The 26086-nt window shown below is 38.2% G+C and carries 38 protein-coding genes, 1 pseudogene and 1 riboswitch; of the genes and pseudogenes, 26 read left to right on the top strand and 13 right to left on the bottom strand.

All coding sequences use genetic code 11. The annotated features are described in order from the left end of the window. The 19 genes from ACGHEH_RS08855 to ACGHEH_RS08765 all read left to right on the top strand — a co-directional run. A partial coding sequence (locus ACGHEH_RS08855) for a type II secretion system protein GspG (protein WP_390444133.1) occupies positions 1-387 on the top strand: 387 nt, incomplete at its 5' end. A gap of 109 nt (positions 388-496) precedes the next feature. Further along, positions 497-964 (top strand): hypothetical protein, encoded by a 468-nt coding sequence (locus tag ACGHEH_RS08850; protein ID WP_390444130.1) that lies wholly within the window; start codon positions 497-499, stop codon positions 962-964. Positions 965-1076: 112 nt separating this feature from the next. Further along, positions 1077-1556 carry a hypothetical protein gene (locus ACGHEH_RS08845; protein WP_390444127.1) on the top strand — a complete coding sequence of 160 codons (480 nt, stop codon included), beginning with the start codon at positions 1077-1079 and terminating at the stop codon, positions 1554-1556. A 542-nt stretch (positions 1557-2098) separates the two neighbouring features. After that, the gene (locus ACGHEH_RS08840; RefSeq protein ID WP_390444124.1) at positions 2099-2353 is read left to right on the top strand and encodes a hypothetical protein; all 255 of its coding nucleotides are present in this window, start codon (positions 2099-2101) and stop codon (positions 2351-2353) included. 117 nt (positions 2354-2470) lie between these two features. Beyond that, positions 2471-2755 carry a DUF6881 domain-containing protein gene (locus ACGHEH_RS08835; RefSeq protein WP_390444121.1) on the top strand — a complete coding sequence of 95 codons (285 nt, stop codon included), beginning with the start codon at positions 2471-2473 and terminating at the stop codon, positions 2753-2755. 319 nt (positions 2756-3074) lie between these two features. Beyond that, positions 3075-3620, top strand: a complete 546-nt coding sequence (locus ACGHEH_RS08830; RefSeq protein WP_390444118.1) for a hypothetical protein — start codon at positions 3075-3077, stop codon at positions 3618-3620. Positions 3621-3644: 24 nt separating this feature from the next. Beyond that, positions 3645-4043, top strand: coding sequence for a hypothetical protein (locus ACGHEH_RS08825; RefSeq protein WP_390444115.1), 399 nt, complete (start codon positions 3645-3647; stop codon positions 4041-4043). Between the two features lie 397 nt (positions 4044-4440). Continuing rightward, positions 4441-4701: a hypothetical protein gene (locus ACGHEH_RS08820; protein WP_390444112.1), complete on the top strand. Its 261-nt coding sequence runs from the start codon at positions 4441-4443 to the stop codon at positions 4699-4701. A gap of 106 nt (positions 4702-4807) precedes the next feature. Continuing rightward, complete coding sequence (locus tag ACGHEH_RS08815) at positions 4808-5149, top strand: hypothetical protein (protein ID WP_390444109.1); 342 nt, start codon at positions 4808-4810, stop codon at positions 5147-5149. A gap of 136 nt (positions 5150-5285) precedes the next feature. Continuing rightward, positions 5286-5846, top strand: coding sequence for a hypothetical protein (locus tag ACGHEH_RS08810; protein ID WP_390444106.1), 561 nt, complete (start codon positions 5286-5288; stop codon positions 5844-5846). Positions 5847-5954: 108 nt separating this feature from the next. After that, positions 5955-6209, top strand: coding sequence for a hypothetical protein (locus ACGHEH_RS08805; RefSeq protein WP_390444104.1), 255 nt, complete (start codon positions 5955-5957; stop codon positions 6207-6209). An 86-nt stretch (positions 6210-6295) separates the two neighbouring features. Then, a complete protein-coding gene (locus ACGHEH_RS08800) occupies positions 6296-6592 on the top strand; it encodes a hypothetical protein (protein WP_390444102.1) in 297 nt (98 codons plus the stop codon). A 124-nt stretch (positions 6593-6716) separates the two neighbouring features. Further along, positions 6717-6926 carry a hypothetical protein gene (locus tag ACGHEH_RS08795; protein ID WP_390444100.1) on the top strand — a complete coding sequence of 70 codons (210 nt, stop codon included), beginning with the start codon at positions 6717-6719 and terminating at the stop codon, positions 6924-6926. Positions 6927-7359: 433 nt separating this feature from the next. Next, complete coding sequence (locus ACGHEH_RS08790) at positions 7360-7809, top strand: hypothetical protein (RefSeq protein ID WP_390444098.1); 450 nt, start codon at positions 7360-7362, stop codon at positions 7807-7809. Positions 7810-7938: 129 nt separating this feature from the next. Continuing rightward, entirely contained in the window at positions 7939-8130 is a 192-nt protein-coding gene (locus ACGHEH_RS08785) for a DUF4177 domain-containing protein (protein WP_390444096.1), read from the top strand. A 950-nt stretch (positions 8131-9080) separates the two neighbouring features. Next, positions 9081-9233 carry a hypothetical protein gene (locus ACGHEH_RS08780; RefSeq protein ID WP_390444093.1) on the top strand — a complete coding sequence of 51 codons (153 nt, stop codon included), beginning with the start codon at positions 9081-9083 and terminating at the stop codon, positions 9231-9233. Positions 9234-9238: 5 nt separating this feature from the next. Then, positions 9239-9727, top strand: a complete 489-nt coding sequence (locus ACGHEH_RS08775; protein WP_390444090.1) for a GNAT family N-acetyltransferase — start codon at positions 9239-9241, stop codon at positions 9725-9727. A gap of 82 nt (positions 9728-9809) precedes the next feature. Next, positions 9810-10124 carry a DUF6419 family natural product biosynthesis protein gene (locus ACGHEH_RS08770; RefSeq protein ID WP_390444087.1) on the top strand — a complete coding sequence of 105 codons (315 nt, stop codon included), beginning with the start codon at positions 9810-9812 and terminating at the stop codon, positions 10122-10124. 445 nt (positions 10125-10569) lie between these two features. Next, positions 10570-10959 carry a hypothetical protein gene (locus tag ACGHEH_RS08765; protein ID WP_390444084.1) on the top strand — a complete coding sequence of 130 codons (390 nt, stop codon included), beginning with the start codon at positions 10570-10572 and terminating at the stop codon, positions 10957-10959. A gap of 404 nt (positions 10960-11363) precedes the next feature. Here ACGHEH_RS08765 and ACGHEH_RS08760 read toward each other — a convergent pair whose 3' ends face one another. Beyond that, positions 11364-11555: a hypothetical protein gene (locus ACGHEH_RS08760; protein ID WP_390444082.1), complete on the bottom strand. Its 192-nt coding sequence runs from the start codon at positions 11553-11555 to the stop codon at positions 11364-11366. Positions 11556-11564: 9 nt separating this feature from the next. Continuing rightward, positions 11565-13400 carry a DUF1552 domain-containing protein gene (locus tag ACGHEH_RS08755; protein ID WP_390444203.1) on the bottom strand — a complete coding sequence of 612 codons (1836 nt, stop codon included), beginning with the start codon at positions 13398-13400 and terminating at the stop codon, positions 11565-11567. Here ACGHEH_RS08755 and ACGHEH_RS08750 point away from each other — a divergent pair. Then, positions 13378-13533, top strand: a complete 156-nt coding sequence (locus tag ACGHEH_RS08750; RefSeq protein ID WP_390444205.1) for a hypothetical protein — start codon at positions 13378-13380, stop codon at positions 13531-13533. The two genes, ACGHEH_RS08755 and ACGHEH_RS08750, sit on opposite strands and share 23 nt — an antisense overlap. Positions 13534-13571: 38 nt before the next feature. On the opposite strand, the pseudogene ACGHEH_RS08745 reads toward ACGHEH_RS08750, so the two are convergent. Next, positions 13572-13865 (bottom strand): annotated as a pseudogene (locus tag ACGHEH_RS08745) (cellulose binding domain-containing protein); the annotation flags it as partial. A gap of 217 nt (positions 13866-14082) precedes the next feature. After that, a riboswitch (cyclic di-GMP riboswitch) is annotated at positions 14083-14165 on the bottom strand. Positions 14166-14682: 517 nt separating this feature from the next. Between ACGHEH_RS08745 and bla the strand changes: the two are divergent. Beyond that, positions 14683-15582 (top strand): class A beta-lactamase, subclass A2, encoded by a 900-nt coding sequence (bla, locus tag ACGHEH_RS08740; RefSeq protein ID WP_390444080.1) that lies wholly within the window; start codon positions 14683-14685, stop codon positions 15580-15582. A 67-nt stretch (positions 15583-15649) separates the two neighbouring features. On the opposite strand, the gene ACGHEH_RS08735 is transcribed toward bla, so the two are convergent. From ACGHEH_RS08735 to ACGHEH_RS08725, 3 genes are all read right to left on the bottom strand, one after another. Then, entirely contained in the window at positions 15650-16288 is a 639-nt protein-coding gene (locus ACGHEH_RS08735; RefSeq protein WP_390444078.1) for a 2OG-Fe(II) oxygenase, read from the bottom strand. A 100-nt stretch (positions 16289-16388) separates the two neighbouring features. Continuing rightward, positions 16389-16853, bottom strand: a complete 465-nt coding sequence (locus tag ACGHEH_RS08730) for a low molecular weight protein-tyrosine-phosphatase (protein WP_390444200.1) — start codon at positions 16851-16853, stop codon at positions 16389-16391. Positions 16854-16890: 37 nt separating this feature from the next. Continuing rightward, a complete protein-coding gene (locus ACGHEH_RS08725) occupies positions 16891-17442 on the bottom strand; it encodes a TetR/AcrR family transcriptional regulator (RefSeq protein ID WP_390444075.1) in 552 nt (183 codons plus the stop codon). Positions 17443-17528: 86 nt separating this feature from the next. On the opposite strand from ACGHEH_RS08725, the gene ACGHEH_RS08720 reads away from it, so the two are divergent. The 5 genes from ACGHEH_RS08720 to ACGHEH_RS08700 all read left to right on the top strand — a co-directional run bounded on the left by ACGHEH_RS08720 (position 17529) and on the right by ACGHEH_RS08700 (position 22305). After that, positions 17529-18065: a dihydrofolate reductase family protein gene (locus tag ACGHEH_RS08720; protein ID WP_390444073.1), complete on the top strand. Its 537-nt coding sequence runs from the start codon at positions 17529-17531 to the stop codon at positions 18063-18065. A 126-nt stretch (positions 18066-18191) separates the two neighbouring features. Next, positions 18192-19205 carry an ACR3 family arsenite efflux transporter gene (gene arsB / locus ACGHEH_RS08715; RefSeq protein WP_390444071.1) on the top strand — a complete coding sequence of 338 codons (1014 nt, stop codon included), beginning with the start codon at positions 18192-18194 and terminating at the stop codon, positions 19203-19205. Between the two features lie 130 nt (positions 19206-19335). Then, a complete protein-coding gene (locus ACGHEH_RS08710; RefSeq protein WP_390444069.1) occupies positions 19336-20895 on the top strand; it encodes a DEAD/DEAH box helicase in 1560 nt (519 codons plus the stop codon). Positions 20896-20978: 83 nt separating this feature from the next. After that, positions 20979-21857, top strand: a complete 879-nt coding sequence (locus tag ACGHEH_RS08705) for an HDOD domain-containing protein (RefSeq protein WP_390444066.1) — start codon at positions 20979-20981, stop codon at positions 21855-21857. Between the two features lie 43 nt (positions 21858-21900). Continuing rightward, complete coding sequence (locus tag ACGHEH_RS08700; protein WP_390444063.1) at positions 21901-22305, top strand: GFA family protein; 405 nt, start codon at positions 21901-21903, stop codon at positions 22303-22305. Positions 22306-22320: 15 nt separating this feature from the next. Here the strand turns inward: ACGHEH_RS08700 and ACGHEH_RS08695 are convergent, their stop codons facing one another. From ACGHEH_RS08695 to ACGHEH_RS08665, 7 genes are all read right to left on the bottom strand, one after another. After that, the gene (locus ACGHEH_RS08695; RefSeq protein WP_390444061.1) at positions 22321-23034 is read right to left on the bottom strand and encodes a GNAT family N-acetyltransferase; all 714 of its coding nucleotides are present in this window, start codon (positions 23032-23034) and stop codon (positions 22321-22323) included. 4 nt (positions 23035-23038) lie between these two features. Beyond that, complete coding sequence (locus ACGHEH_RS08690; protein ID WP_390444058.1) at positions 23039-23491, bottom strand: DMT family transporter; 453 nt, start codon at positions 23489-23491, stop codon at positions 23039-23041. Next, positions 23488-24114, bottom strand: a complete 627-nt coding sequence (locus ACGHEH_RS08685; protein ID WP_390444056.1) for a nitroreductase family protein — start codon at positions 24112-24114, stop codon at positions 23488-23490. The genes ACGHEH_RS08690 and ACGHEH_RS08685 overlap by 4 nt, the downstream gene beginning before the upstream one ends. Before the next feature lie 91 nt (positions 24115-24205). After that, positions 24206-24805 carry a Crp/Fnr family transcriptional regulator gene (locus ACGHEH_RS08680; RefSeq protein WP_390444053.1) on the bottom strand — a complete coding sequence of 200 codons (600 nt, stop codon included), beginning with the start codon at positions 24803-24805 and terminating at the stop codon, positions 24206-24208. A 128-nt stretch (positions 24806-24933) separates the two neighbouring features. Further along, complete coding sequence (locus tag ACGHEH_RS08675) at positions 24934-25059, bottom strand: hypothetical protein (RefSeq protein WP_257720524.1); 126 nt, start codon at positions 25057-25059, stop codon at positions 24934-24936. Between the two features lie 315 nt (positions 25060-25374). Then, a complete protein-coding gene (locus tag ACGHEH_RS08670) occupies positions 25375-25755 on the bottom strand; it encodes a hypothetical protein (protein ID WP_390444197.1) in 381 nt (126 codons plus the stop codon). A gap of 11 nt (positions 25756-25766) precedes the next feature. After that, on the bottom strand, positions 25767-26048 hold the full coding sequence (locus tag ACGHEH_RS08665) for a hypothetical protein (protein ID WP_390444050.1): 282 nt from the start codon (positions 26046-26048) through the stop codon (positions 25767-25769). Positions 26049-26086 lie beyond the last annotated feature (38 nt).

Below are 26086 nucleotides of genomic sequence, written 5' to 3'. Positions count from 1 at the left end.
TACGCCGTTATGAAAAAGTTTCTAATTCTGACTCTGCTAGTAATATTTATATTAGGTTGTGGATCATATTATTTGGTTTTTGTAGCATCCGAAAATGAGAGGTGGGAGCGTAACGAGCCAAAGAATAGAGTGTTATTGAACCTTGATATCATTAAAGAAGCCCTTGTTTACTTTCATAAACTAGAAGGTGTGTTTCCAAGCCAAGATAAAGGGTTAAGTGAATTAGTTACCAAAGATGTAATCAAAAAGCTTCCTTTAGATCCTTGGGGTAATGAATTCGTTTATATATTTAATGAAAAAAGTAATACTTTTAAAGTTTGTAGCTATGGTAAAAATATGGAGGCAAATAGCCTTAAATATTGCGTGTCAGGTGAAAGCGGCATATAACAAACCATTGCAGTGCGGGACTTTTAACAGTTGGCTTTCCTCACTGCGTTCGTTATTTTAGCCAACAGTTAAAAGCCCCTGAATTGGGCGTTATATGCACAAGGTAGTCATGAGTAAATATCTAGGTTTTATGATCATTTTATTGAGTGGTTGTTCATCAGTCGTATCAAATGAATACATAGCTACCAACCTTACCGACAAATGTTTTTCAATAGAGAAGCCTGTAAATATATATGTGATTAGACAGTTTCCAAATGACTCTTATGAAGCATTTACAGAGAAAAGCAACTCTCGTTTACCTAGTTTTGAAAGTAAATTTGAATTTGTACGCACTCTAACGAAGGGGGAGCTAATTAAAATCACTAGCGTTGTAGAGCACTCTTATGGCTCCGCAGGGCATTGTTGGAAAATTAATGCTAAAAGTGAACAGTTACCAGGTGTAGAGTTTGAGCTTCCATCTTGTTGGATGGATAATATGTCACCTTGGTTTTCTCCTGATTCACCTTCTCAGCTAAAAGGTGGTCAAAAAATAGAGGTAGCTACCGATTTTATTAAAGCTAGTGAAAAGTGCATATAACAAGGCAAATTAAAAAATGCGGACAAAAAACAGTTGGCTTTGTTCGTACCTCACAAATTCTAGCCAACTATTTTTAGCCGTTTATTTGCGGCGTTATATGCACAGGAAAGTCATGCGAAATTCACTAATTCTTTTAACTATTCTAGTTACAGGGTGTGCTGGCAGAGTTGACATCAGCAACAAAGAACTATCTTCCGAGTTAAATGGAAAATGTTACTCAGCTACAACAAACATGAAAGTTTACTCTGCTAACACCATCCCAAACACTACGTATGAATTGATATCTCCTAAATTAAAAGAATTGCCTTGGCGCACTTCCTTAGCACCTTGGGAAAAAGCGTTCACAATAAATAAAGGTGACGAATTAAGAATAACGAAGGTTTATGAAAGTGCTAATGGTTCGTCTGGCCATTGTTGGGAAATTTACGCAACTACAAAGGCTCATCCTGAAATAGAATTCGAGATACCAGCCTGTTGGTTAAATCATACGATGGACAATTGGGTGGAGCCAAAATACCCTAGTAAGCAAAAACAAAGTAATGAAAAACTTCGAATGAATACTGATTTACTTATTGTGAAAAAGTGCATATAACAAGTTACTCAAAAGGACGCAAAACGCTTGGCTTGTGCTCCTTCGTCGCTAATTTTAGCCAAGCATTTATGCGCCCATTAGTAAGGCGTTAGCTGTTATGTACATGAAGACTAGATTGGTCGTTTCCTACTTAATCGTATTGAGCTTTCTACCTATTTGGTTATGGCTTAAAGTGGTTCATTGCAAAGATTGGAGTTGGTTCGAACTTATTTTACTCATCTGGCCGTTACTAATACCCGCTGTAGTATTCTTTATTATGATTACTACAAAATCAAAAAAGATATGGTATGTTTTTCCACTCATACTGTCCTTAATAGAATGGGGTAGCCACTTTATTCTATTTTTTATATTCGGTGTTGCTAGATGCATTCACTAAATATTTATTATTCATGTATAGCTTAGTGCTAATGTCATTTTGACGGGTACACAGCTAACAAGTAAATTAGCCGTTAGCTGCCTATGGAGAAATGAAGCGAGCTGAACGTTAACTTTTCGATATTTTACTTCGGCTTGATGAGCTACCTTGGGATCATCAAGTATATTTGAAAACCGAACGCCTTTCAGACTTGCAATTATCGGCTTTGGTTTTAAATTATGATGATGAGCTAGAACGTGACGAAAATGATGAGCCTACTTATGCTTCATCAAAAGGGTATAAACATTATCTTGGTATTGCTGATTTACAAGACATCAAGCAGAATTTAGCAATAAAAAAGCTTAACTGGTCCTTTAAAAATTTGGCCCTAGCTATTGATTATTATAATAAAAACGATGCCTATTTTGCTTTCGACAGCTAACAAGGCCATAAAACCGTGGGCACAAAACAGCTGGCTTGTGCTCCTACGTCGCTAATTTTAGCCAGCGATTTTCTGCCGTTTATGGCAAGCGTTATATGCCTAAGGGAAATCGAGCACTTGAAATACATCGATGTAAATTGGAACCATGAATCGATCGTATACCCTATAAGGCTTGTTTCAGAGATTGGTGCTGATAACTTCGAAACTAGGAAACTTGAGTTTTTCTCTGACGGCACTGTGGGCTTTGCTACAGGTAATCAAGGTTCGAAAACAACATTACTTGGAACTGATGTAGTCCCTAGTATCGAGGAAATAAACTCAGATCCTTTATTTGTCGCTAAGGTTATTACTCAGCGAGAGTTTGACAAACTTTGGGAAATACATGTTGTAAACGGCATATAACAAAGCAAATTAAAAGTGCGGACAAAAAACAGTTGGCTTTGTTCGTACCTCACAAATGTTTATTTGCGGCGTTAGTTACTAATGGAATTCATCCAGTAAGGAGATAAGGTGAATCTTAAAAAGCACAAATCAGGTTTTTTAGCTGGCTTCATGTCAACTACAGCACTTCTAGTTAGCGACTTAATTCTATTTGGTAACTTACAACTAAATCAGTTATCTATTATCTGTTTAAGTTTAGTAAGCATAACTTGTCTGTTCGGTTTTATTTCATCAATAAAATCAGGCGTTAGCTACCAGAACGGAAATAATTGAGTAAATTTTGGAAAAATACATAAATAAAAGCTCTCTAGATATAACAAGCTTTCTTCACTTTGGTTTCATCCTGTCAATATTTCTTTTATTAAGTTTTGTCGCGTTCGACCTCAATAAACTTGACGAACGGTCGTTTGTATTCGCACTTTTGCTTTTTATGTGGCTTGCTTACAGTGCTGGCAGTGACAAAATCAGCGCTTTCGAGTTTGAAAAAACAACTGACTACACATCGTCAAGTGCGTTCGCCGGAATTTGCTTATGTTGGTGGGTTGCGCTTACAGATTACTTCTTGATTATAGAGCAGACTTCGCGGTTTACCGGTTTTTTCTTAGCTTTCGCTTTGTTATTAACTTTAGGTATGATCGCTGATTTTATTCATTATTTTAGCGATAAGGCGAAAAAAAACATTGCTCCTTGGTATGTTGTTCGGCCGGGTCAAATGTTGCTTTTAATTACTCTAGGTGCAATGCTCTATTTTTTCATATATGGAAGTTGGGCTTTTCACATTGGGAGCCCATTCGAATTTTTATCTCGTGTAATACGAGACTATTAGAGTGCCTGTTAACTGTAAATAAGCATGAATATAAGACTCCAAACAAATGATGAAAGTAAGCAGCTAGAGTTGTGTAATATCAGAGATGCGAGTGCAGATACATACGAGTGTTTAGTATATGTAAAGTCTAGTTGGCTTACTTGCGAAAGGCAGTTTTTCTTTGGCAAGTATTATGCTCAAGAGTTTCTAAAAAAACTAAGTGAAATGAACTTATCGTTTAATGGTGTTGCTGAGCTTAAGGCGGAATACGAAGATCAAGTTATTACTATAAGCTGTAATCAAATGGGCAAAGTTGTTGTTTCTGGTGAGTTCATTGAACATTCAGTGTTATCTCAATCATTCGAGTTCGGCTTTGAAACAGACCAAACGGTTCTAACTGGTCTTATTAAACAATTTACGAGGCTCCTAGAGAGTCACAGCTAACAAGGCGCCAAACTAGGGCAAATTAAATAAGTTCTTCGCTTCGCTCGAATTTTGCTTATTCAATTTTGCCTATTAGATAAGCGTTAGTTACTAATGGAATTCATCAAGTAAGGAGATAAGGTGAATCTTAAAAAGCACAGATTAGGTTTTCTAGCTGGCTTCATGTCAAGTACAGTGCTTCTATTAAGCAACTTCCACAAACTCTTTATGAGTATCTAAGCCAATGAAAAGTATGTTATGTTTAGTCATGTTCGCCTCTGCTAATTAGTTTCTTGACAAACTAATTATGGCTCAGGCTTTAATCTGACCCACGAAAATGCGGAGGCTATACCTCGTGGGAGTCATTATGTCTAGGTGCTAAAAATTTACGCACTGTCACAATAAAGGAAGGATATCTATGAAAAAAGTTTTTACTTTAGCTGTAATTATAGGCTTTGGTTTTCTTGTTCATACGAAATTTATTGAGGCTGCACATGCAGTTGGTTTTGTAAAGTTTTATAAAGAAACCACATTGGAAAATTCTTCTAAACAAACTGTAAAGTGCAATACTTGGGCATTCGGAGTTGTTAACGAACCAAGTTTGATAGAAGAGTATCAAAGCTGTATCAGTGATTATCAAAAAGATGGTTACACCATTATTAAGCAATCAAACACATAACAAAGTCGTCAACGCAGACAGAAATCTGTTGGCTGTTACGCTTCGCTTAACATTTTAGTAAACAATTTTTTGCCGGTTACAACGGCGTAATTTACAAGGATATTCGATGAAAAATTTACTGATAATTATCACAATTTTGCTTTTTAGCGCTTGTGCTAGCATAAAAAAAGATTTTGTATTTGACGGTTCAACAATTGAATCAACTCAAGATGGCATTTCTGAAGTCATAAAGCGATTAAAGCCTGCAGAAAAAATAGAATTTACGATGGCTTTATTAGCAATTCAATTCTCAGATGTTAAAAGTGTTTATGAAGTGATTGATGATCCCACAATGATTAATGAAATGAACTATTTCATTATTGGCAAAAAAATTGACGGATTAAATTACTACGGTGTCTTAGATTTAGCGAAGACCTCACCAACTAAAGTTAGTAAAGCGACAAAATAAATATAACAAGCAATTCAAAAAAGGGTAAAAACTTGCGGGCAATTCGCTTCGCTCGATTTTAGCCCACAATTTTTACCCGTTAATCGGGTGTTAGCTTCATGATTGTAATTATAGGTATGTTTAAGAGGAAAAAATAATGATGGACGTTGGGATCCCTGAAGGAATGAATGTTAGTTCAACATCAGAAGGCCTGAAAATAGAGCGGAAATGGTTTTCAGGTGTAACAATATTTTTAACTGTATTTGCTGTTTTATGGAATGGATTTTTATTTAATTGGTATAATCATGCACATAATTTTGAGTTATTCCCTGAAAAAAATATGCTCGTTGTTTTGGTGCCTTTGTTGTTTGTTGCTGTTGGGGTTGTCTTGACCTATTATGTAATCGCGAGTTATTTCAATAAAACAATTATCACTGTTAATCACAGAACTCTTGAGTCTAAAATATCACCTTTCCCTTTTGGATTTAAAAAATCAATACCTTCACGATCAATTGAACAAGTTTATTGTAAAGAGATTACTAGAGGGATAAACAATGACATAAGAGTATTGTTTGAGGTCCGTGTCATATTAAAAAATCGCAGTAATATTACCTTGTTTTCAGGACTTGAAAGTAGTGAGCAAGCATTATTCCTTGAGCATGAAATTGAATCATACCTTGGAATTAAAGATGTTAGTGTAAAAGGTGAACTGAGTTAATTTGGCACTCAAACTGACCTCAAACATGTGGCATTTTTGCTTTGCAAAATTATAGCCAGGTGTCTGTGGCAGTATAGTGCAGCGTTATAAATAAGCTAAGGGGACAACGTGGAAAACAATTATTGGTTAATCACTTTGGTGTTAGTAGCCCTAATAAATTTAGTTGTTTCTATTTACTTGGCTAAGAGAAGTGATTTAGAAGCTTTCCAAAAAGTAGCTCAAATTATACTTGTCTGGCTAATTCCAGTATTTGCAGCATTTGGGTTGTGGTTATTCAATCGTTCACAAGATACACCTCTTAGTTCGTCAAAGCCTTTCTGCGGTAGCTCAGGCGATAGTTCAAATATTATTGGAGGGGATTAAAAGGCTTAATAACAAGCCATTTAACATTGGATGCAAAAATGTCAGGCTTGCGCCCATTTAAGACGTAATATTTACAAGGAGTTTTAGTGTTTTACTTTAAATTGTATGATGATAAAAGATTGAAAGATCTTAAGCATAGTAAAAAAATCGAAGTCGTTAATGAGGCTGTTAAACTATACCGAGTAGACAAACCACTAAATATTATCCAGCGATTATTATCAATGTTATTTTGGTGTGTTATCCCTGCACTAGTTTTGTTTTCAGTCTTTAATTTTAGTTTCGCTATTGGCTGGTTTGCTCTATCTATTTTCATTCTAGAAGTTAAGACAGCCAATGATGAATGTGCAGAAATTGAACCATACTTAAATCAAGTTTTGAAGTAATTTAAATATAACAATTCATTACAGTGTGGGACTTTTAAAGTTGGCTTACCTCACTGCTTTCGTTATTTAAAGTAACAATAATAGCCTCCTGAATGGGGCGTTATATGTAAAAGGAAAATTTAACATGAATATGAATGCAACTATACTTGGAGAGCTGTTATTCTTTTTGTTTCTTTTAGTGCCTGTATTTGGATATATTTCTTACAGACTTGGAATAAAGAAGACAACTAACCCAAAAACTGTGGCCTTTGTTGGTGCTGCATTATCATTGTTTCCGCTATTTGGTTTGATTTTTATTGCGGTGCTCGCCCTAAAAAGTGACGTATCGAAGTAATAAATGTCTATAAAAATAGCAAACAAGGGCGCAAACCAGCAGGCTTGCGCACCTTCATCGCTCATTTAGGATAACTAATTTGCCGTTTATTTAAGGCGCTATGTATACAAGGGAATTTTGTGAAAGTTAATAAAATATCTGCTTTTATCGGGATACTATTACTTCTTATAGCCATATATGACATCATATTTTACTGGCCTGATGACTCAGAGTTACCGGTGTTTATAGCTAAAAAAGTAATAAACATAGTATTCGGTTATTATTTAGTTTGGTTTAATTTGATTAAACCAATATATACAAAAACCATTATTGCACAATAGCTTATCTGTAAACACAACTAGCACCTAAACCAAGAGTTGTAAAATAGCGGTCTTGTGCGCTTCGTCACTAAATTTAGCCTCTATTTTTCTTCAGTTGGGCATAAAGGAATACTATGAGAAAAATTATAACTATATTGACATTATTATTTACTAGTGTGACTTATGCAGAAAGTGAGACTGGATTGGAAGATGCTTTGAACTCACACTTTAATATGGATGTCGTTAATTATGAATACGCTTTTGTTGATTTAAATGGTGACGGCGTAAAAGACGCGTATATTTATCTCAACGATAGAAACTGGTGTGGCTCAGGTGGTTGTACATCATTTGTTTTTGTTGGTACTAAAGAAGGCTTTAAATTTCAATCTAAAGTTATGATCACTCAAAAGCCGGTATTAGTCTCGCCGATTAAAAATAAAGGGTGGAGTAATTTAGTGGTGTCTACTGGCGGTGTTGGTCAAGTCGTTTTAAATTTCGATGGTTTTGAGTACCCATTAAATCCTTCTATGCAACCTAAAGCCTCCGAAAAAGAGATCATTAGTTCTAGAGTAATTCTAAAATAGTGCCTACCAAGTAAAAGTAAGGGGTAAAACGAATTTGTTTCTTTAAGTTGTAAACAGTGCAATAAAATTGCCAAACTGTTTTCAGCCATGACGCAAGCATTACATAAATCAATAAACGGAGTTGAATTAATGAAGTGGGAATACAAAACGGTTCATTTCGGATATCAAGGTCTATTTTCTTCAAAACTTGACGCGGAAGCCTTGCAAGATGATTTAAATAGTTTAGGCAATAATGGGTGGGAGCTTGTTGAGTTAGAGTTCAATATGGGAAGTTTAGATAATAATACTGCAGCAATTGCTATTTTAAAACGCCCTAAATAAGGGAAGTGGATTCATTTAACCCGTGCCTAAACAACAGAAGGCAAGTGTTAGCTAGTCGATAAGTTGAGTCGGAGATTAATGTTTATATGAAAAATAGACATCCTAAGAATCATGAATCTAATAGTATTGTTGATTTGTTTATCCCTCACACTGAGTTGGCGTTGTTAAGGTCAATGCGAAAATCTAAGACTTTAACAATAATGGTTATAGTTTTTGTGTTTGCGGTTATCGGCTTCTTATTTTTCTTATTAAGAATAGTTAAATAATTATTTCTTCTGAAATTTACGGGGTAAATAATGAAACTCACAACTATTTTTTAATATAGTAAATTCAGTAGCTCTGTTAGAGCTTATTTTAAGTTAGTTATGGCCTTATAGGTATATGGAGTTCAATTTGAAAATGGATAAAAATAGTTTCAGTGACGTATCAAAAGCATTCAGTGTTGGATTGGCGTTTGGAGTTGGGATCGTAAGTCTTCTTTTAGCTATATTTTCTCTAGTTCAAGATTACTCAAACAGCCACTTGCAAACGAAAAGTTTATTTTACTTAATTACTGGCATTTCTTGCATTTATTTAGGTAGTCGTTTTAAAAGGCCAGAAAGAAAAACGTTTAAATAGCAAGTTAGTTAATGGGCTATATTCAAAGTGAGCTATTCTCACATCGTTTATTTTTAAAACACAAACTTTAAAGGCGGCTAAGCATTGCGCTTTAGGGTATGTAAGAACTTGGATTAGACAATCACATATTATTATCTTGGATTGGCATAGGCTTTTTCTTTATTGGTTTTAATTTGAGGCGCTTTTTTCACAGTTAAAAAACAAAAGCTCATTCATTTGTTTGGAAGCCGTGCTTTTCGCTTTTTTGTCGTGCTGCTTAATTTGTTTTAGTAAGCATTGGCCTGCAACTTTTTGCAGGTCAATAAATGCGTTAGCTGCAATGGATGAAATAAATGAAAAACTCAGATAAAAATAATGAAAAACTAGAAAAGCCAATCATTTTTTGGGGTTTAGTCGGCGTTGATATTAGCGCTTCGCTTAGCACAGCAATGAAAGTTGGTGGCCTTAATACTATTTTCATTCCCCTAGCTGATATGCCGAAATAGTGCGTATGAATATTAAACTCATCGAAGATACTCACTGGAATGATATCTTGGCAATTCAAGCTAAAGTCTATCATGAGGTTGATTTAGAAACCTTAGATGTACTTAAGTCTAAACAAACAGCATCTCCTGAAACTTGTTTTGTTTGTGTTGCAGAGCAGAATGAGGCTCTAGGTTATTTACTGGCGCATCCATGGAGAGATTCTGAACCACCAAAATTGTTTGTGCCGCTATTAGACACTGTCAATAGTGAAACCTTATATCTCCATGATATGGCTGTTAACCCATACTCAAAAGGACAAGGCATTGGCCGGACAATGATGGCAAAGCTAATTGAAGTTGCCAAAGCTAAAGGGTTTAAACGAATAAACCTTGTGGCAGTTCAAGGTGCTAATAGCTTTTGGTCACTACAGGGATTTAGAGAGATTGCAGAAGTAAATATATCTTCAACTTATGGAGAAAACGCGGTTTTCATGGAAATGGAAGTTGTGGCATAACAGAGTTCATCTTTTTTTTTTGCTATTAATTTAACTTAATATTGTAGCGCCTACGTAAAGGCGTATTCGCCAAGGAGGCATTATGTTTAAAGTATTTATTGGGCTTTCTATTGTCCTTTCTTTTATATGCATGCTGTTAGCAGCAGCACCTTTCACGCCAGCAATCAGTTTTTCTTTTATATTTTTGTTATTTGCTGGGGTTATTGGTTTCAGAGGTTTTATTCAGTCGAGTATTGTTTTGTTATTCATTAATACACTTGCAGTTGTAGGGAGCCCTAGTATAGATATATCGAATACCAGCACATTGGTTTTTGTATTGGTTGTCTTTGTAACTTCTTTTGGTGGTGTCTTTTTTGGAGTAAGGAAATTAAGCGTGGCGCAAAGTATAAACAATTGATGTAGAGATAATTAATGAAGAAAATAAAAAACGATGCCATCAAATATTACAATTTTAAATGCTTCAGAAGAACAAGCTTGTCATTTTGAAAGAGTGTTCAGTAATCAGGCTTTTTTGACTTTTTTTAATGATATAAAACAGTACGCTTGGCGAGATTTTACAAACAAATGAAGCCGCAAATACCAGATGCTCAACTTGATAGCACGGTTTATTTTGCATAGAAAGACCAATCGAAATTTCCTAATCGAGCAGACTATTGGGTAGGTTTCAATTTAGTAGCAGAATATATTAAAAAAGCACGGTGGTTGTGCTGTGACTCATGCACACTTAAAAGCTGAAGAACTGGGCAGCATTTAAGTATAAAAGTCACTTTTAAAAGTCGCTTTTAAAATAATATTTGCACTTACTTTTGTGCACACAAAGAGAGGTTAATTTAAGGATAAAAATGCAAGAAGCAAATTTAGCAAATTTAGCAAATTTTAATAAAGTCTTTATAGAAAAGTCAGGCTGGATTATGGCAGGAAGTTCGCTAGCGCTATTGGGATTAATCATGGTTTTTAATAGCTCGGTATTGGCTTTAACGCTTGGCGCTTCAATTGGGCTATTCATTGGTTTGATTTGTCCGTTTTTATGGCAAAAAAACTATCAGCTTTTAAATCTCTTATCAGTGAACATTTTGTTTATTTTACCCTCAGTTTACTTAACGAGTTTAACAGAGCAGGTTCATGTCGCTTTTCAGTTTATTCTGACTGTTATTGCAGTTTCGGCTTTATCTTGGTTTGCCTTTAAATCTAAATTGCTTGCCTTTCTAAAAATAAAAGAAGAAGGCTACTAGGTAAATTGTTCTACTCAGTAATCCCTTGTTTCTAAATTGGTAATTGCTTGATATGATTGGCCACAAAGAATGATTATTTATACTTAGAACTATTATAGGGAAGTTGTTATGAGGCCAAAAGACTCTACTGAGCATATTCATGGGTTAACATTTATTGATGTGCTCGGTTTAGCTGTGTGTTGGACTGCAATCTTAATTTTACTTTTTTTTATTAACAGTTCTCCTGGGGCCATAATCTTAGGCTTGATTACTGGTGGTTACTTGTCGAAGATTATCATCCAAAAAGAAAAACTGTAATGGCTAAAGAGTGTTTTATGGGGCACAAACTTGAGTTACTTTGATTTAAATGTAATAAAGCCCTAGCAGGGGCTTTATTACGGTGACTTCATTTTTAGTTATATCTATTAAGCAATAATCCCTAGGATCTCCTTACCAAAATCAAGACTGACACCACAGGCTTTTGCTGCCGTGTGTAGTAAATCATGTTGGTTATAACCAGAGCCCATATCACTGACAACCGCGCGATTTATTCGTGTGCCGCCACCTGCAATGAGGTATGAGCAAGGGTTTGCTGAATGTTTATCGGCATGACCCATATCTGAGGTTTATAGCACAATGGTACTATCTAGTATGCCCGCGGCTTTTAGCTTTTGTATAAAGTAAGCACTCAAACTACCTAGGTGACTTCGCATCTCGGTATAGTATGGGTAGTTTGGTTGGCCATTACTGCCTCCGTGAATTGCGTTGTGATAGTGGCCTTGGAAGTTCAATTCAGGAATTCTGAACTCTGATTGGTGATTACCAAACGCAAGAGAAACTGAACTGGTCAAATTGCACTGTAGTGCAGCGACAGCAATATCAGCCTGTAATCGCGCTTGTTGACTGAATGTGTCAAAGGTCAGCCCAAACTCAGTATTGTCTGGCGCAATACCACAAGAAACTCCGCCGTAGAGATCGTCTAAGCGCTTTTGGGTATCAGACATAGCGTCAAGGTGGTCGTTCATCCTTTGAATTTCATATCCAGCGAGGCGGCTTTTAATCGCATTAGCGGCTGACATATGTGCGTCTATGATGGTGGGGTTGCTATTGCTGCCCTGCGTTGACTCGAACACCATTTTAAACACGGTGAATGGATTTTCTTGAAACGGCAAATGATTGCGATTGTCTTTGGTGAGCTGCCCTTGACCATTACTATGCACACCTAGGTTTAGGTAGCGAAAAGGCAAGTTAGGCCCAAGCGCATTACCCATAGTTACATCGTAACTGTCGCTGCCCCAGTTCTCTGCGAGCAGAATAGGCATACGGCCATGTCCTGCATTTGAATGTGACATGTTGACCATAAAGTTACATTCATTTTTTACTGGCTCATATCCAGCCGAAATGGCACCTAGTTGCATGTTTTCACTGCTGCCGCTCGGGCTACAAAGAGAAGCAATTGACCCGCCAGGGATATAAATTGAGACGGTTTCATTGTTGGTATCAACACTGTTTAGATCTATGCTGAATTGAGCAACCCCATCAGGGCTAATTGAACTACTCAGCGTGTTAAATGTGTGGGCCTCAACTAAGTGCTGTTTTTTAGTCGACACAAAATAGAGCTGAGAGCTTAGTGGGTTTAGGGTTAGCGGCTCACTGATAGGTGGTGCTTCTGGCGCTGTTACTGTTATCAAGATAGGTTCACTGACGGTATTCATTACACCATCACTGACTGTCAAAGTAACAGAAAATGCGCCTTCTTTATCAAACACGTAAGTAGGGCTTGGCTCGTTAGATTTAATCCCGTTGCCAAAATCCCAAGTGAAGGTAAGAGGATCTTCATCTAATTCATAGTAAGTATTACCATCAAAATTCACAGTCAGTGGGTATTCGCCGGATGTCACTGAGGCGGATGCCAATGCAGAGGGGGGATGATTAATGTTTCCATCCGGTGAGCATAAACCGCCGAGTGAAGTGGCAGTAGGAGAATCATTCTCTTGTGCTTTTTGTGCGTTAAAGCCAAAGTCTAAGCTCTGACCTGGGTGAATTGTTTTGTTGTAGTTCTCGTTGGTGATTTCATACGGGTTACTTCCGCTATGTAAGCCTTGCCATACCCCAGTTAATTTGGTGTTATCTGAAAACGCCATGAGAACTTTCCAGTTTTCAATAGCGACATTTTCGGTGTTGGTCATAGTAACTTTACCACGGAACCCTGAGATCCATTCTTCTTCTACTTCAAACACACATAGAGCAGATTCAGGCTGAGCTTCACTAATCGCGATTTCAATTGGTGTCGCAGAATAGCTGCTATTTTCATTGCTTAAGGTGAGTGAGGCGGAATAAGTACCTAGTTGATCGTAAACATGTTGCGGGTTTGTCTCAGAGGAGCGAGAGCCATCCCCGAAATCCCATAAATAACTCATAGAATTTGATGAAGAATTAGTGACTTGGCTTGAAAATGAGATGGTTGCAGGGGCAGTACCTTGTATGTTTGAGGCGATAATTGTAACTTCAACAATATCGTTATCTGAGTCTGAGTTATCATCGCAGATCCCGAATAATCTGGGCGAAACAACGGCTTGCCCTGGTGTTTTCTGAACGTTAAAGCCAAAAGACTGAGTCGAGTTAGGGTGAATATGGCGATTCCAGTTTAAGTTTTCTAATTGATATGGGTTATTGCCATTTAGTTGAGTTCGCCAAGCATTGGTAATTAACTCTCCTTGACTAAACTACAGTTCGACTTCCCAGCCCTCAACTGTTGTGCTTGTGTTGTTGTGAACGGACACTTCTGCGGTGTAGCCACTTTGCAATTCATTTGTGACTTTGAACTCACATTGTGCCGCTATGCTTTGCGTGGTGTACCCTAAAGCGACTATGCAGACCCCGATTGGTAGGTATCGATGCTGCTTGTTGTAACTATGTTGTCTCATAAAATTCCCCGAAACATTACCATCTGAAATGTTGTTTCCTTGCTGTTCGCTGCCGAGTGGGCATTGACCAGAGCGAATGGGCTTTAAACAGCGAGCACAAGTTTGGGTACTAAGAGAGACTAAACTAGAAGAGGGCAATGATTACCAAAGGGGGGGAATACCAAAAGGCAGCGCACACACAATATGTTTGTAACAACCTAGCACCCTATTAGTGGCATTCAGCAACCCCGCTATCTTAGTTTTCACCTTAGACCGGAAGCTTTGCGTCCCTTTCTTTCGAAAGGTTTGCTATTTTAAGCCTGTAATACCGATCTTCATTAATACTCAACCGTTTTGAGGGATTAAAACTGATGCGCTCTGCGTTAAAATTTCTTATTTAGAACAAATAAATAGAAAAATTTTCGCCTTGCAAGCATCAAGTCTTCTTTGCCTCAAAATAAATCGTTAAATTAAGAAGATTAGTATAAAAGGAAGTTAGTTTAAAGCTGTCAGAAATACAAAGCGAAAACTAAAAGTTCACATTGTTTGCATATTTCGACAAGTGCAACCATGAACGGTTTTACACACTTCAAATACTTCCTAATATTCAATAAACCTTTGCTTACTCCTTAATATAATTAGAGAAAATTAAGCAAGTTTGGTTTGAGATGGACTTATGTTACACGCGGTTCATCTTCAAACTTGGTTTATATAAAAACATCTTAGAAACAAAATATGTGGCAAATAAGGAAGCGAGTATAATTTTTAAGATATTTTAGGTTACACTGCGAAGCTGTACCTAATTAAATTACTCGTGCTAGTTATAAGGAATTAAGCAATGAGAAACTATCTCTTAGTTGCAATCATAGTATGTTTACTCCCATGGTGTGTTCATAGCAAACCAATTGATACGCTAAAAGCCGACATTGAGTTGCTTCTAGATTCTAAGAGGGCAAAGGTGGGGGTTTCTATCTGGGACCAAAATGCCGAACCTGTGTTTTCATTCAATGGCGATTCTAAATTACCCATGCAGAGTGTCTTTAAGTTTCATATTGCTGCGGCTGTTTTATCAGAAGTTGATAAGGGCAAGTGGTCTCTTGAAGATAAGATAAAGATTACACCGAATGACTTAGATAATGGATTATGGAGCCCAATCCGAAAAAAGTACCCAACTGGAACAGAGCTCGCACTTTCCGAAGTCATCGGGTACACAGTCTCAGTAAGTGACAATGTAGGATGTGACATTCTATTAAGTATGCTTGGCGGCCCTAATAAGCTCGAAGCCTATTTGCGTCAATCAGGCATAAAAGATATTGCCGTAATATATAACGAAGAAAACATGCAAAAGGAGTGGCAGCGTCAGTATGAGAACTGGACAACCGCGAATGCTGCTAATACCGCGTTAAGGCAATTTTATATTAATAAAAACCTGCTTTCGGATAAAAGCCATCAATTTCTTTGGGATGTGATGAAAGGCTCTAAGACTGGTCGTAAAACAATTAGAGCAGGTGTGCCAAAAGATATACAAGTTGCGCATAAAACGGGCCACTCAGGTAAAAATGCGTATGGCGTGACAGGTGCTCAGAACGACATTGGTGTTGTGTTTCTTCCAGATGGTCAACATTACTATATCAGTGTATTGGTAAGTGACTCTTATGAAACGAGTGAAACGAATCAAAATATCATTGCAAAAATATCTGAATTAACGTGGCAGTTTTTTACAAATAAAACGCTTTAGTGATGTGATTTAAATCGTAGTAAGAGCGCACTAGCTAATAATGCGCTCTTACATTAGTGGTAAATATTTAACGTGGCGGGTCAATTTGACCATTTACACTGTTATTCACCCTAAACCAGCCTGCAATTGAAAAGCGTTCAGCCTTTGCTGGCAGAACTTCATGAGGAAACTCGTCACTGAGAAAAGTCACAAGGGTGCCAAAATGTGGCGAAACACGGGTAAGTTCTTTGTCGTGATCTTCACCGTCATAAATGACTAACTCTCCGCCATTTTCGGCTTGCCAATCTGGGTTTAAATACAAGACAGTAGAGAGTAAACGGTTGGTTTGGCCTTTGAATGCATCAAGGTGCTTTTTGTAAAAAGCACCTGGCTGGTAGTGTGCAAAGTGGCACTCATAGCTAAATAGTCCCATGAATAAACGCTTATTCATGTAAGCTTTTAACTCATCCATATAATCTAGAAAACAACCTTCAAGTGCATTGCTGTTATCTAACCAATGAATTTTGTCAGTGCGAATGGTTTCATTCTTTTGATGATCATCTTTGCGACCGATTCCTGCTTCATCAAACGTGTTGAAGTCAAACTCTGCAAGACGAGATTTTAACGCCTGAAGCGCAGGTAATTCTTGGTCTAGCGTTTGAATGCTGTAGCCTGTAAATTGCAAGTCTTGGGCAATGTTGGCAAAGAGTTCTGTATTGTTGGTCACAAATTTGCTCATCTAAAATAGTTTGGCTGCGTTTTACCATAGAAACAAAACTTAGACGAGCATGAAATTTGATTTTATTGCGCTGGCTTAAGTTTTCACGCTATTTTTGTGTGTATTTAATCGTTGCTAGTAGTTTGTCTGAAGCATCTTCAATCAAATCTAATACCAGTTCAAAGCCATCGCCTGCACCATAGTACGGATCTGGCACTTCATCATATTGGCTATCAGCGAAACTTAAAAATAGCTTAAGTTTGTGTTGATGTTCACTCGGACAACTAGCTTGAAGGTCTGCTAAGTTTTGCTTGTCAGCCGCTAAGATCAAGTCGAACTCTGTAAAATCACTTAGCTTAACCTTGCGAGAATATTGGCCCTTAAAGCTATAACCTCTTTTTTCACCCGCTTTCATTGAACGGTTATCGGGTTTCTCGCCACTGTGATAACCGATGGTGCCAGCAGAGTCTATGGTTAAATTTAACCCTAGTTCTTTAGCTTTGTGTTTCAGCACAGCTTCACCCGTTGGTGAGCGGCAGATGTTACCCATGCAAACAACTAGAATTTTTGAAATGTCAGCGTTCATCAAAGTCTCTCCCTAATAGCGGTGTTTATTCTAAAATCATTGTTTTACAAATAAAAGTAACAGGTTGTTCTATCATCTCAAGGTTTAGTTCATCTCGGTTGGGGTTACACTCCATAGCAAGGGCAAAACCATGTAAATAATCAACGAGCAAATGCAGCACGGTTTGTTGTGTGTCTGTATTTAAATCTAGTGACTCAGTTATACGCTCGAAACGTGCTGCGAAGACCTCGGCTGGGCCAATCATTTTACTGCTGAGTAAGGTTTGTAATAGCCCGCGATATTTATCAAGTATCGCTAAATAGCTTTTACTTAACTCGTAAATCTCTTGTTGCCAATGCAGTGATTGCGGGTCATGAATATCACAGATTAATGACACAGTCACAGCTTCGAGCAATGCATCTTTGTTTTTAAAGTAATGGTAAATGGCCATGGCATCGACATTTAATGCGGCTGCCAACCCCCTTATGCTTGGTGGCTTGCCTTTTTCAAGCATGAGTTGCTTTGCTTGGTCGATGATGATGTCTTGGCTTAACTGCTTTTGTGCTGGGCGGCCTCTTTTTGTTTGCTTGACACTCATCAAAACATCCCTAATTATACAATTAATTCTACAGTGTAGAATTTTAGTCAGGTTTTAAGTTTTATACAAGTTAAAAGAGGTGTGTAATGACAAACATGGTCTACATAGCAACCAGTCTCGATGGCTTTATTGCATATAAAAACAACCAAGTAGATTGGTTACATCAAGTACCAAATCCAACTGGCGATGACTGTGGTTTTGCTGAATTTATGCAGAACATAGATGCGTTAGTGATGGGCCGTAATACCTTGGAAGTGGTGTTAAGTTTTGACTGTGATTGGCCATATTCAAAGCCTGTATTTGTATTGAGTAATACGCTACAGCAAGTACCTGAAAACTTGAAAGACAAGGTGTTTCTAGTTCAAGGCGAATTAAAAGATGTCGTCGGTAGCTTGAATCAGCAAGGGTTTAAAAACCTGTATATTGATGGCGGTAAAACCATTCAAGGGTTTCTGCAGCAAGATTTAATTGATGAGTTAATCATAACGACTATTCCTGTTTTACTCGGAGGCGGTATTCCACTTTTTGGAGAACTCAAAGCACCACTCAAGTTTAAACATGTGAAAGCCACACGATATTTGGATTGCTTAGTTCAAAATCATTACATTCGCGCGAACTACTAATGTTTAAGGTAAATAAAAGATATATGAAATTCCATATATCTATTTGGATTTGATTGGCTTAGAATATATGAAAATTCATATGTTCTTGTTTGGCACAAGAATGAGTCAGTTGAAAGTGAGTAAAGTATGGGGCTATTTGAGCGATATTTATCGGTTTGGGTTGGGTTAAGTATCTTAGTTGGTGTGATTGCAGGTAACTTTATGCCTGACGCCTTTGCAGTCGTAGCAGGTTTAGAATTCTTTCATGTCAATTTAGTCGTTGCTTTGCTCATTTGGGTGATGATTTTTCCTATGATGGTGCAAGTCGACTTTGCAGCCATTAAAGATGTCGGCAAAAAACCGAAAGGAATTATTCTCACTTTGGTACTTAATTGGCTTATCAAACCCTTCACTATGGCTTTGTTAGGCTGGTTGTTTTTTAAAGTCTTTTTTGTGTCAATGGTTGATCCACAAAGTGCGAACGAATATATCGCAGGTATGATTTTATTGGGTGTTGCGCCTTGTACGGCGATGGTATTTGTATGGAGTCAACTAACCAAGGGGGATGCAAACTATACCCTTGTGCAGGTGTCGGTGAACGACATTATCATGGCATTTGCGTTTGCGCCGCTCACCGCGCTTTTACTTGGGGTGAGTGACATTACAGTCCCTTGGGAAACATTGATTATCTCAGTCGTACTCTATGTTTTGATCCCATTGATTGTAGGTTTTGCATTTCGACGCTTTTTACTAAAACAGCAGGGTGAGACGCAGTTAAATCGCTTTTTGGCTGGTATTAAGCCATTCTCTGTTATTGGCTTGTTAGGCACTGTGGTACTGCTATTTGGCTTTCAAGCACAAACGATTATTGAGCAGCCACAAGTCATCGGCTTAATTGCTATTCCGCTTCTTATTCAAACTTACGGCATTTTTGCTTTGGCGTATTGGCTCGCTAAAAAGCTGAAGTTACCTCATAACATCGCCGCACCGGCATGTATGATCAGTACCTCTAACTTTTTCGAACTGGCAGTTGCAGTGGCTATTTCAATGTTCGGCCTGCATTCGGGCGCTGCGCTTGCAACCGTAGTGGGCGTATTGGTCGAAGTCCCTGTGATGCTCAGTCTTGTGTGGTTTGCTAATAAAACGCGCCATTGGTTTTAAGTGTTTTAGAGCACTTGAAAGTCGATTTCAGGTGCTAAGAATCTATACTGCTTGAATAAGCCACATTCTCTTTTTGCTAAATTAGCTGCGATCCTGTACTCTGCATCGCCTTACAAATTTGAGTAATTATATGCAATTTTCTGATCTCGCTTTATCCCAAAATATTCTTCAAGCTCTAACCGACAAAGGTTATACCCAACCAACTCCCATTCAAGCACAAGCTATACCTGCCGTTTTAGAGGGCAGAGATGTGATGGCAGCCGCACAAACGGGCACAGGTAAAACGGCGGGCTTTACACTGCCTATGCTTGAACTTCTGAGTAAAGGGGATAAAGCCAGAGCGAATCAAGTACGTGCGTTGGTATTAACACCGACACGCGAGCTTGCTGATCAGGTTTGGCAGAACGTTGAAACTTACTCTCAGCATTTAAATTTGTCGACACAGGTTGTGTATGGCGGGGTGAAAATTAACCCGCAAATGATGAAGTTGCGTCGTGGTGCAGATATCTTGGTCGCAACGCCAGGCCGATTACTGGATTTATTCCAGCAAAATGCCATTAAATTCGACAGATTAGAGCTATTTGTATTAGACGAAGCCGATCGCATGTTAGATATGGGCTTTATTCACGACATTAAACGTGTGATTAAACTACTTCCTAAAAATCGTCAAAACTTAATGTTCTCTGCGACTTTCTCTGATGAAATTCGCGAACTGGCGAAAGGCCTTATCAACGATCCGGTTGAGGTTTCAGTGGCGCCAGCGAACAGCACAGTGAAAAGCATTGAGCAAAGCGTTTATGAAGTTGATAGAAGCAAACGTACTGGGTTACTAAAGCATTTAGTGAAAACTCATAATTGGCAACAAGTTCTTGTCTTTACTCGTACTAAACACGGTGCAAACCGTTTGGTTCGCGATTTAGAAAAAGCAAAAATTGCGGCTGCAGCTATTCATGGTAATAAAAGCCAAAATGCTCGGATGAAAGCTCTCGCGGGTTTTAAAGATGGCGAAGTTAGAGTGCTGGTGGCAACTGACATTGTTGCACGCGGTTTAGATATTCAAGAGCTACCTAATGTAGTGAACTTCGACTTACCAAACGTATATGAAGATTATGTGCATCGAATTGGCCGTACTGGTCGTGCAGGCGCAACTGGCGAGGCTGTATCGTTTGTAACACATGAAGATGCCGATGATTTATTTGGGATTGAACGACTCATTCAAGAGCTTATTCCACGTAAAATTGAGCCGGGGTTTGAGCCGCAAAACCCAGTGCCAGAATCTAAGCTAGACACACGTCCACTGAAAAAGAAAAAGCCTAAGAAACCGAAAAAACCTAAGCAAGTGGATGGTGAACAAGCGTCAACGGGTAATCAGCAGAGTAAAGCTAAATCAAATTCAAGCAACGCAGCTAAGCCTAAATCAAAGCCTAGGTCACAAGGTAATAGCGTAGAAGGCGACAAATCGAACGCTAATAAGCCGCGCAGAAATAAGCCTAACTCGGGAAATCGCAAACCACAAAATGGTAATAAAAAGCCGAGTGGTCAAGGGCAACGCAGTGAACAAGGGAAGGCAAATAACTCGAATCGCTCAAATAATAGTAATCGCCCAAGCAGCGGTGGTCGTTCGAGAAATGGCAGCAATGATAGTACGAACAGACCGAAAAGAAGCAGTTACAGAAATACACGTGGATAATGTAAATTCACACTAAAGCATTTTGTTAGTTTTTTGAATCAAAGCCTATACTTTTAGTATGGGCTTTGTTTTGAGGATGCTATATGACGAATGCGCTAGCAAAACAAATTGACAACATTCCTATGTTGCCGAGTGTGATAACTCAACTATTGTCTTTGTCTGTTGATGATCCTGACTATTTTAATAAAGTCATCAAGCTTGCTGAGTCTGACCCAACATTTGCTATTCGTATCATAAAATTAAGCAACACTGTACCGTTTGGCATTCGTAGTCCAATTGTCAGTATCCATGATGCAGTTATTAGAGTGGGTATAGATCAAATCCATAATTTATTGGCTTCCATCGCTGTCACTCTAGTCTTTGTGCCTGTAACTGATGCTGAAAAACGGTTATGGCAGCACTCTCTTGAGGTTGCATGCTTGGCTCGACTTATCGCAAGTCATTTGAAGGAGTGTCATGTGAAACCCGAGCAAGCATATTTAGCAGGTTTATTGCATGACCTTGGATTATTTCTTCGCTTCCAAGAAAGTCAAAACAAGTTTAATCATATTGATGACTATGTGTGGTCAACGCCCGCTCAGTTTGTTGAATCAGAAAAGCAATTATTTGATGAACCCCATGCAGTGTTATCAGAGCAGATCTGCAGACATTGGAAGATACCCAAATGTATATCGAATATAGTAGCACATCATCATCACTATGAGTTATCAGCACATCATGAGTTGAATGAAGAAGAAATGCATTTAGTTAGAATTATTCAACTTTCTGATCTATGTAGCGAAATGGTGTATCACATTAAGGGAGTGACAAAGAAGACTGTGATCCAAGAAGTAAAACACATCATGCCATTGGCTGAATGGGCAAGAGCACACCTTAATTCAATTAAGGCGTTAGATGATGGCAAAGTAGCATTAGAGTATGCTCATAAAATATATAAAGAGATCCTTCATTTATGTGTATAAGCTGATTACACTAGTCGCTAATAAATAGTAATGAGTAAAAATAATGTATCAAGGAAGTTGCCTGTGTGGTGCTATCAACGTCGAAGTTGGTCAAATTAGTTCTATTATTCACTGTCATTGTTCTTTATGTCGTAAATCGAGCGGTACTGCGTTTGCAACCAATGGGTTTGTGAACAGCGACGAATTCAAAATAGTCAAAGGCGCTGATAATTTAAATTTTTTTGAGATGAAAACCGGTCGTAAACGTCACTTTTGTAAAACTTGTGGTTCGCCAGTTTATAGCTCAAATGATGCCGATAAATCTCGCATCCGCTTACGTCTTGGTATTCTTGATTCTGACATTTCAGAACGACCAATTTCACATAACTTCGTTACTTCAAAAGCGTGTTGGGATAGCCTAAATCAAGATTTACCCCAATACGAAGCCCACGAGCCAAATCGGCAATAAGAATTTGAATGTGGTCTAGATTACTTGGCTGGGCTCTAGGTGATAGATCTCAGCGAGCAAGCTGAATCCCATTTGTTGGTAAAGCGGAAGCCCTGCTTTTGAAGCTTGTAGCGTCATTAAACGAGTATTTTGGCGCTTGGCAAAATCAACCAAGTGATTCATGAGTGTTTTTGCTATGCCTTGGCCTCTAAAATTAGGATCGACACCTACTTGATGCACGCCCATCACGTCATCGCTTTGAAATGCGATGGCTGTGCCAGCTATGGCTCCGTCAACTTTATAGGAAAACAAAGTCGCATTTGGGTTTGTGAGTAGAGGTAACAGAGCTTCTGGCGCGATGATATAACCAAATGCGTTTGAACAAGCTTGAGCCCAAGATGGTAAGTCATCAGACTGAGTTAACACTTCAACTTGGCTTGACCCATTAAATTGTGCCTTTTCTAAAGGCAAAACCATGGCTTGCAGTGACATTTTTACTTGCTCTGATCTATGCTCTGTTGGCTTTAATATCGTCACTCTAGATTTGCCTACGGGTAATGGGGGCACTTTTTCTGGATAATCTAAACCGAAGTCTGCTTGCCAAGCTTTATTTGGCCAATTGGTATGTATTTTTAGTTCTTGCTCGCTTTTTTGCTCTTTTTGTTGCTCACTTTTTAGCTCAGGGCTGTGCGCCATTGCAGACCAAAAGGCGTCTAAATTCTGTAAGTTTTTTGCTAGTTTTGAAGTCATGTTCTTAGTCCCTGTTAATTAAAATAATGCCGACGATGAGCAGCGTGCTGCCTAATAGCTTGCTGCTGGTAATGAGTTTTTGTGGACTCTCAAATAGCCCAAAGTGGCTGATCAGCATGGCAATAATAAGCTGGCCAGTGAGGGCATAACTCATCATCATACCCGCGCCCATTTTTGGTATTAACCAATACATTGCACCGACACCAATCACACTCAAAGCGCAAGAAAACCATAAATACCAAGGCACACTTGTGAGCTGTATGTTACTAAAAGTGATTTGCAGCGTCTTAAACTGGCTGAGCACAATAAAGCTGGCGATAAGCGCAAAGCTTGCTAAAAACGCAAAACCTGTGGCTAGTAACGCACTGTTTAAGTGTACCCCGAGCCTTGCATTCATGGCTGCCTGAATAGCAATGCAGCCACCAGCAAAGATTGCCAGCATACCGAGCGAATTCATAATGTTACCACCAACTGCTCAGTTGTTTTTCGAAATTTAGGTCGAGTTGCAGTGCTGTCATTTTTACTACGAATACCAACAGGGCAAAGAATAGCGGCATTGAGCCCTTGTTTATCGAGCCCAAGCACTTGGTTGATACCTTGTGTATCAAACCCTGTCATAGGACCGGCATCAATTTGATGTATTGCTGCGTAACTGAGTAGCTTGCCGAGAGCGATGTAGCATTGTTGCTGAGCCCAAATACTTTGCTGTGCTGATGTTCTACTCAGAATGTCTTGCGAGATGATGTCTTTATATGCTGATAAGGTTTCAGCTTTTCTGCCTTGAGATGCCGCAAGTTCGCTAATATAAGTATTGATAGTGTCAGCGGTGATCTCGGTATAATTTGCCAATACCAATAAATGTGAGCACTCGACGACTTTGTTTTGCCCGTAACTAAACTCTAAGCAGGCATTTTTAAGTGCAGCACTTTCAACAATTAAAAGTTTGTAAGGTTGCATACCATAAGCGCTGGCACTGAGTCTGACGCTCTCAACTAGGCCATCAATTTGCGTTTGCGATAAAGTCTGGTTCGAAAATTCTTTTACAGCGTACCGCCAGTTTAGTGCATCTAAATAGTTCATAGCTTTCATTCCTGCATGTGGTTGATGTGGTAAGTTTATGAAAGATGAACTTTGAACGCCTTTACATATGTTGATAAAAGCAATTAATTCTTTAACCAAAGCTCAGTTTATTTAAGTCTTTTCTAATGCGACTGAGTTGGGTAGGCGTGATCCCTAGATAACTGGCAATATGATACTGAGGGAGTCTAGACAAAATAGCTTTGTATTTGTCTAAAAACATCATATATCGCTGTTTTGCTTCGTGTTGTAAGTATCCTATTTCTTTTGGCTCTTTTTCTAACAGCCAATGTTGCTCTAAATAGTTGATATGAAATGCCATGAGCTCACTATAAGCAAACAACTCACGGCGAAACTGTTTAAAATCTATGGTTATGATGTCACAGTCTTCAAGTGCTTCTATGGCTAAAAAACTAGTTTCATTCTTTAGTAAGGCACTCATTGAGCCTGGAAACCGTCCTTCAGAAAAAAAGTTTTTATTAAACTCATTACCTTCTTCATCGATCAAATAAGCACGCATCAGCCCTTTATGAATAAAGGCAAAACTACTTGGTATTTCACCAATGGCGTACAAGGTTGTGCTTTTAGCAATACGAGTATAGTGGCAGGCACTAAAATAGCGGTTTAAAGCTTGATCTGATAATGGCGCGTATTTTTTAAGTGTCTGTTCTAAATGGGTAAACGCAGCTTGCAATGAGATGAACCTAGATAATGTAAAGGCTTTGACTATAACAACTAATAAAAGAATAGGTAAGAACTAAGATGAAAGAGAGATTAAAACTGAGGGGGGATTTGGAGGCCAGCGAACTGGCCATACTATAATTAGCGGTTCGAGTGAGACCACTTAGGGTTATAGTTAACGATTTCAGAGCAGATAGCGAAAACATAACCAACAGAAAGAATGGTATAGAAACAGACAAGCTCTGTAAGGCTTTTAGAAGTATTCATGATTTCCTATTTGGTTTGTTTATCGGTCTAATAATTAGAGTTCGAATTATAAAGGTTTTATTGATCTTTTTTATAGGGGGTAATTAAGAGTTATAATGTTGTGTGTTTTTGCTTTTAAGTATCTGTTTTAATAGGTTTTTGTGTGGAGGGTTTAAATGTGTTTATAACTTTAATTTATGCTCTTAACAAATAATTAGATATGAAAGTAAATTTATTCTAAATGCAAAAGGTTATTAGGTTTTAGATTAGTGCTTCTTGTAGTTTTTGTTTTTAAGTTATTGATTTGAATTAGTATTTGCTAGCTTTTGAGAAAGGTTAGTGAACAAATCTTTTTATCTTGGCGAACAGAAGAAAAGCGATATGGGAAATACATACTGATAAGAATGCACTTATCCCAAGTGCGCCACCAAATCCTATTAAGTGAGGGATGAGATACTCAAAAAACAGCGCAAATAAAACTGCAGATAAACAGATACTTTCAAGACCAAACCGAATAGGGGCGCTCATGCCCACAAAAGTACTGCCAAAAAATACCAAACTATAAAGTTCAGTATTCAAACCAACCAAGTAGAAAATACCATAGGCTAAGATAGATAAGCAGCTCGACGCGCGTATGGCATCAAAGCGGTTTCGTTTTGCTAACAGGTAGGTTGAAATGGCGCCTAATAAAGAGATAAATAACAAATCAATCGTAATTGAATTTAGCATCAAATCAATACCTGTCGAGTAAAAACAAAAATAGCGACCGAGGTAAACGAAATTCCGCCAAGTCGTCCGCCAAAACCACTGAATAGGCGAATACTTGATACATAGAGCAAGGTACCAATTAAGCAAATAAGCGATAACGCCCAAAAGCTTTCTATTAATTCGATAGAGCACATACCGGTAAAGCAGCCAGCATACAAGGTTGCATGGGGGTGGTGTGCGAGTTTTTCATTGCTTGGAATAAAGCTTGCGACAAATGCAGGGATACTTGCAGCTAAAACCACAGGGAACGCAAAGAAAGCGTGTAATAAAAAGCAAGCAA

Source organism: Pseudoalteromonas sp. MTN2-4 (assembly GCF_042848605.1).
Classification (GTDB): Bacteria; Pseudomonadota; Gammaproteobacteria; order Enterobacterales; family Alteromonadaceae; genus Pseudoalteromonas.
The sequence above is the reverse complement of the archived record's forward strand: the minus strand, read 5'-3'. Positions and strand labels throughout refer to the sequence as shown.

Coding starts and splice junctions, on each gene's coding strand:
- ACGHEH_RS08850 (WP_390444130.1), top strand. CDS start 497: ATGAGTAAATATCTAGGTTTTATGATCATTTTATTGAGTGGTTGTTCA.
- ACGHEH_RS08845 (WP_390444127.1), top strand. CDS start 1,077: ATGCGAAATTCACTAATTCTTTTAACTATTCTAGTTACAGGGTGTGCT.
- ACGHEH_RS08825 (WP_390444115.1), top strand. CDS start 3,645: ATGAATATAAGACTCCAAACAAATGATGAAAGTAAGCAGCTAGAGTTG.
- ACGHEH_RS08820 (WP_390444112.1), top strand. CDS start 4,441: ATGAAAAAAGTTTTTACTTTAGCTGTAATTATAGGCTTTGGTTTTCTT.
- ACGHEH_RS08815 (WP_390444109.1), top strand. CDS start 4,808: ATGAAAAATTTACTGATAATTATCACAATTTTGCTTTTTAGCGCTTGT.
- ACGHEH_RS08810 (WP_390444106.1), top strand. CDS start 5,286: ATGATGGACGTTGGGATCCCTGAAGGAATGAATGTTAGTTCAACATCA.
- ACGHEH_RS08795 (WP_390444100.1), top strand. CDS start 6,717: ATGAATATGAATGCAACTATACTTGGAGAGCTGTTATTCTTTTTGTTT.
- ACGHEH_RS08790 (WP_390444098.1), top strand. CDS start 7,360: ATGAGAAAAATTATAACTATATTGACATTATTATTTACTAGTGTGACT.
- ACGHEH_RS08785 (WP_390444096.1), top strand. CDS start 7,939: ATGAAGTGGGAATACAAAACGGTTCATTTCGGATATCAAGGTCTATTT.
- ACGHEH_RS08780 (WP_390444093.1), top strand. CDS start 9,081: ATGAAAAACTCAGATAAAAATAATGAAAAACTAGAAAAGCCAATCATT.
- ACGHEH_RS08775 (WP_390444090.1), top strand. CDS start 9,239: ATGAATATTAAACTCATCGAAGATACTCACTGGAATGATATCTTGGCA.
- ACGHEH_RS08770 (WP_390444087.1), top strand. CDS start 9,810: ATGTTTAAAGTATTTATTGGGCTTTCTATTGTCCTTTCTTTTATATGC.
- ACGHEH_RS08765 (WP_390444084.1), top strand. CDS start 10,570: ATGCAAGAAGCAAATTTAGCAAATTTAGCAAATTTTAATAAAGTCTTT.
- ACGHEH_RS08760 (WP_390444082.1), bottom strand. CDS start 11,555: ATGGGTCATGCCGATAAACATTCAGCAAACCCTTGCTCATACCTCATT.
- bla (WP_390444080.1), top strand. CDS start 14,683: ATGAGAAACTATCTCTTAGTTGCAATCATAGTATGTTTACTCCCATGG.
- ACGHEH_RS08725 (WP_390444075.1), bottom strand. CDS start 17,442: ATGAGTGTCAAGCAAACAAAAAGAGGCCGCCCAGCACAAAAGCAGTTA.
- ACGHEH_RS08720 (WP_390444073.1), top strand. CDS start 17,529: ATGACAAACATGGTCTACATAGCAACCAGTCTCGATGGCTTTATTGCA.
- arsB (WP_390444071.1), top strand. CDS start 18,192: ATGGGGCTATTTGAGCGATATTTATCGGTTTGGGTTGGGTTAAGTATC.
- ACGHEH_RS08710 (WP_390444069.1), top strand. CDS start 19,336: ATGCAATTTTCTGATCTCGCTTTATCCCAAAATATTCTTCAAGCTCTA.
- ACGHEH_RS08705 (WP_390444066.1), top strand. CDS start 20,979: ATGACGAATGCGCTAGCAAAACAAATTGACAACATTCCTATGTTGCCG.
- ACGHEH_RS08700 (WP_390444063.1), top strand. CDS start 21,901: ATGTATCAAGGAAGTTGCCTGTGTGGTGCTATCAACGTCGAAGTTGGT.
- ACGHEH_RS08695 (WP_390444061.1), bottom strand. CDS start 23,034: ATGACTTCAAAACTAGCAAAAAACTTACAGAATTTAGACGCCTTTTGG.
- ACGHEH_RS08690 (WP_390444058.1), bottom strand. CDS start 23,491: ATGAATTCGCTCGGTATGCTGGCAATCTTTGCTGGTGGCTGCATTGCT.
- ACGHEH_RS08685 (WP_390444056.1), bottom strand. CDS start 24,114: ATGAACTATTTAGATGCACTAAACTGGCGGTACGCTGTAAAAGAATTT.
- ACGHEH_RS08675 (WP_257720524.1), bottom strand. CDS start 25,059: ATGAATACTTCTAAAAGCCTTACAGAGCTTGTCTGTTTCTATACCATT.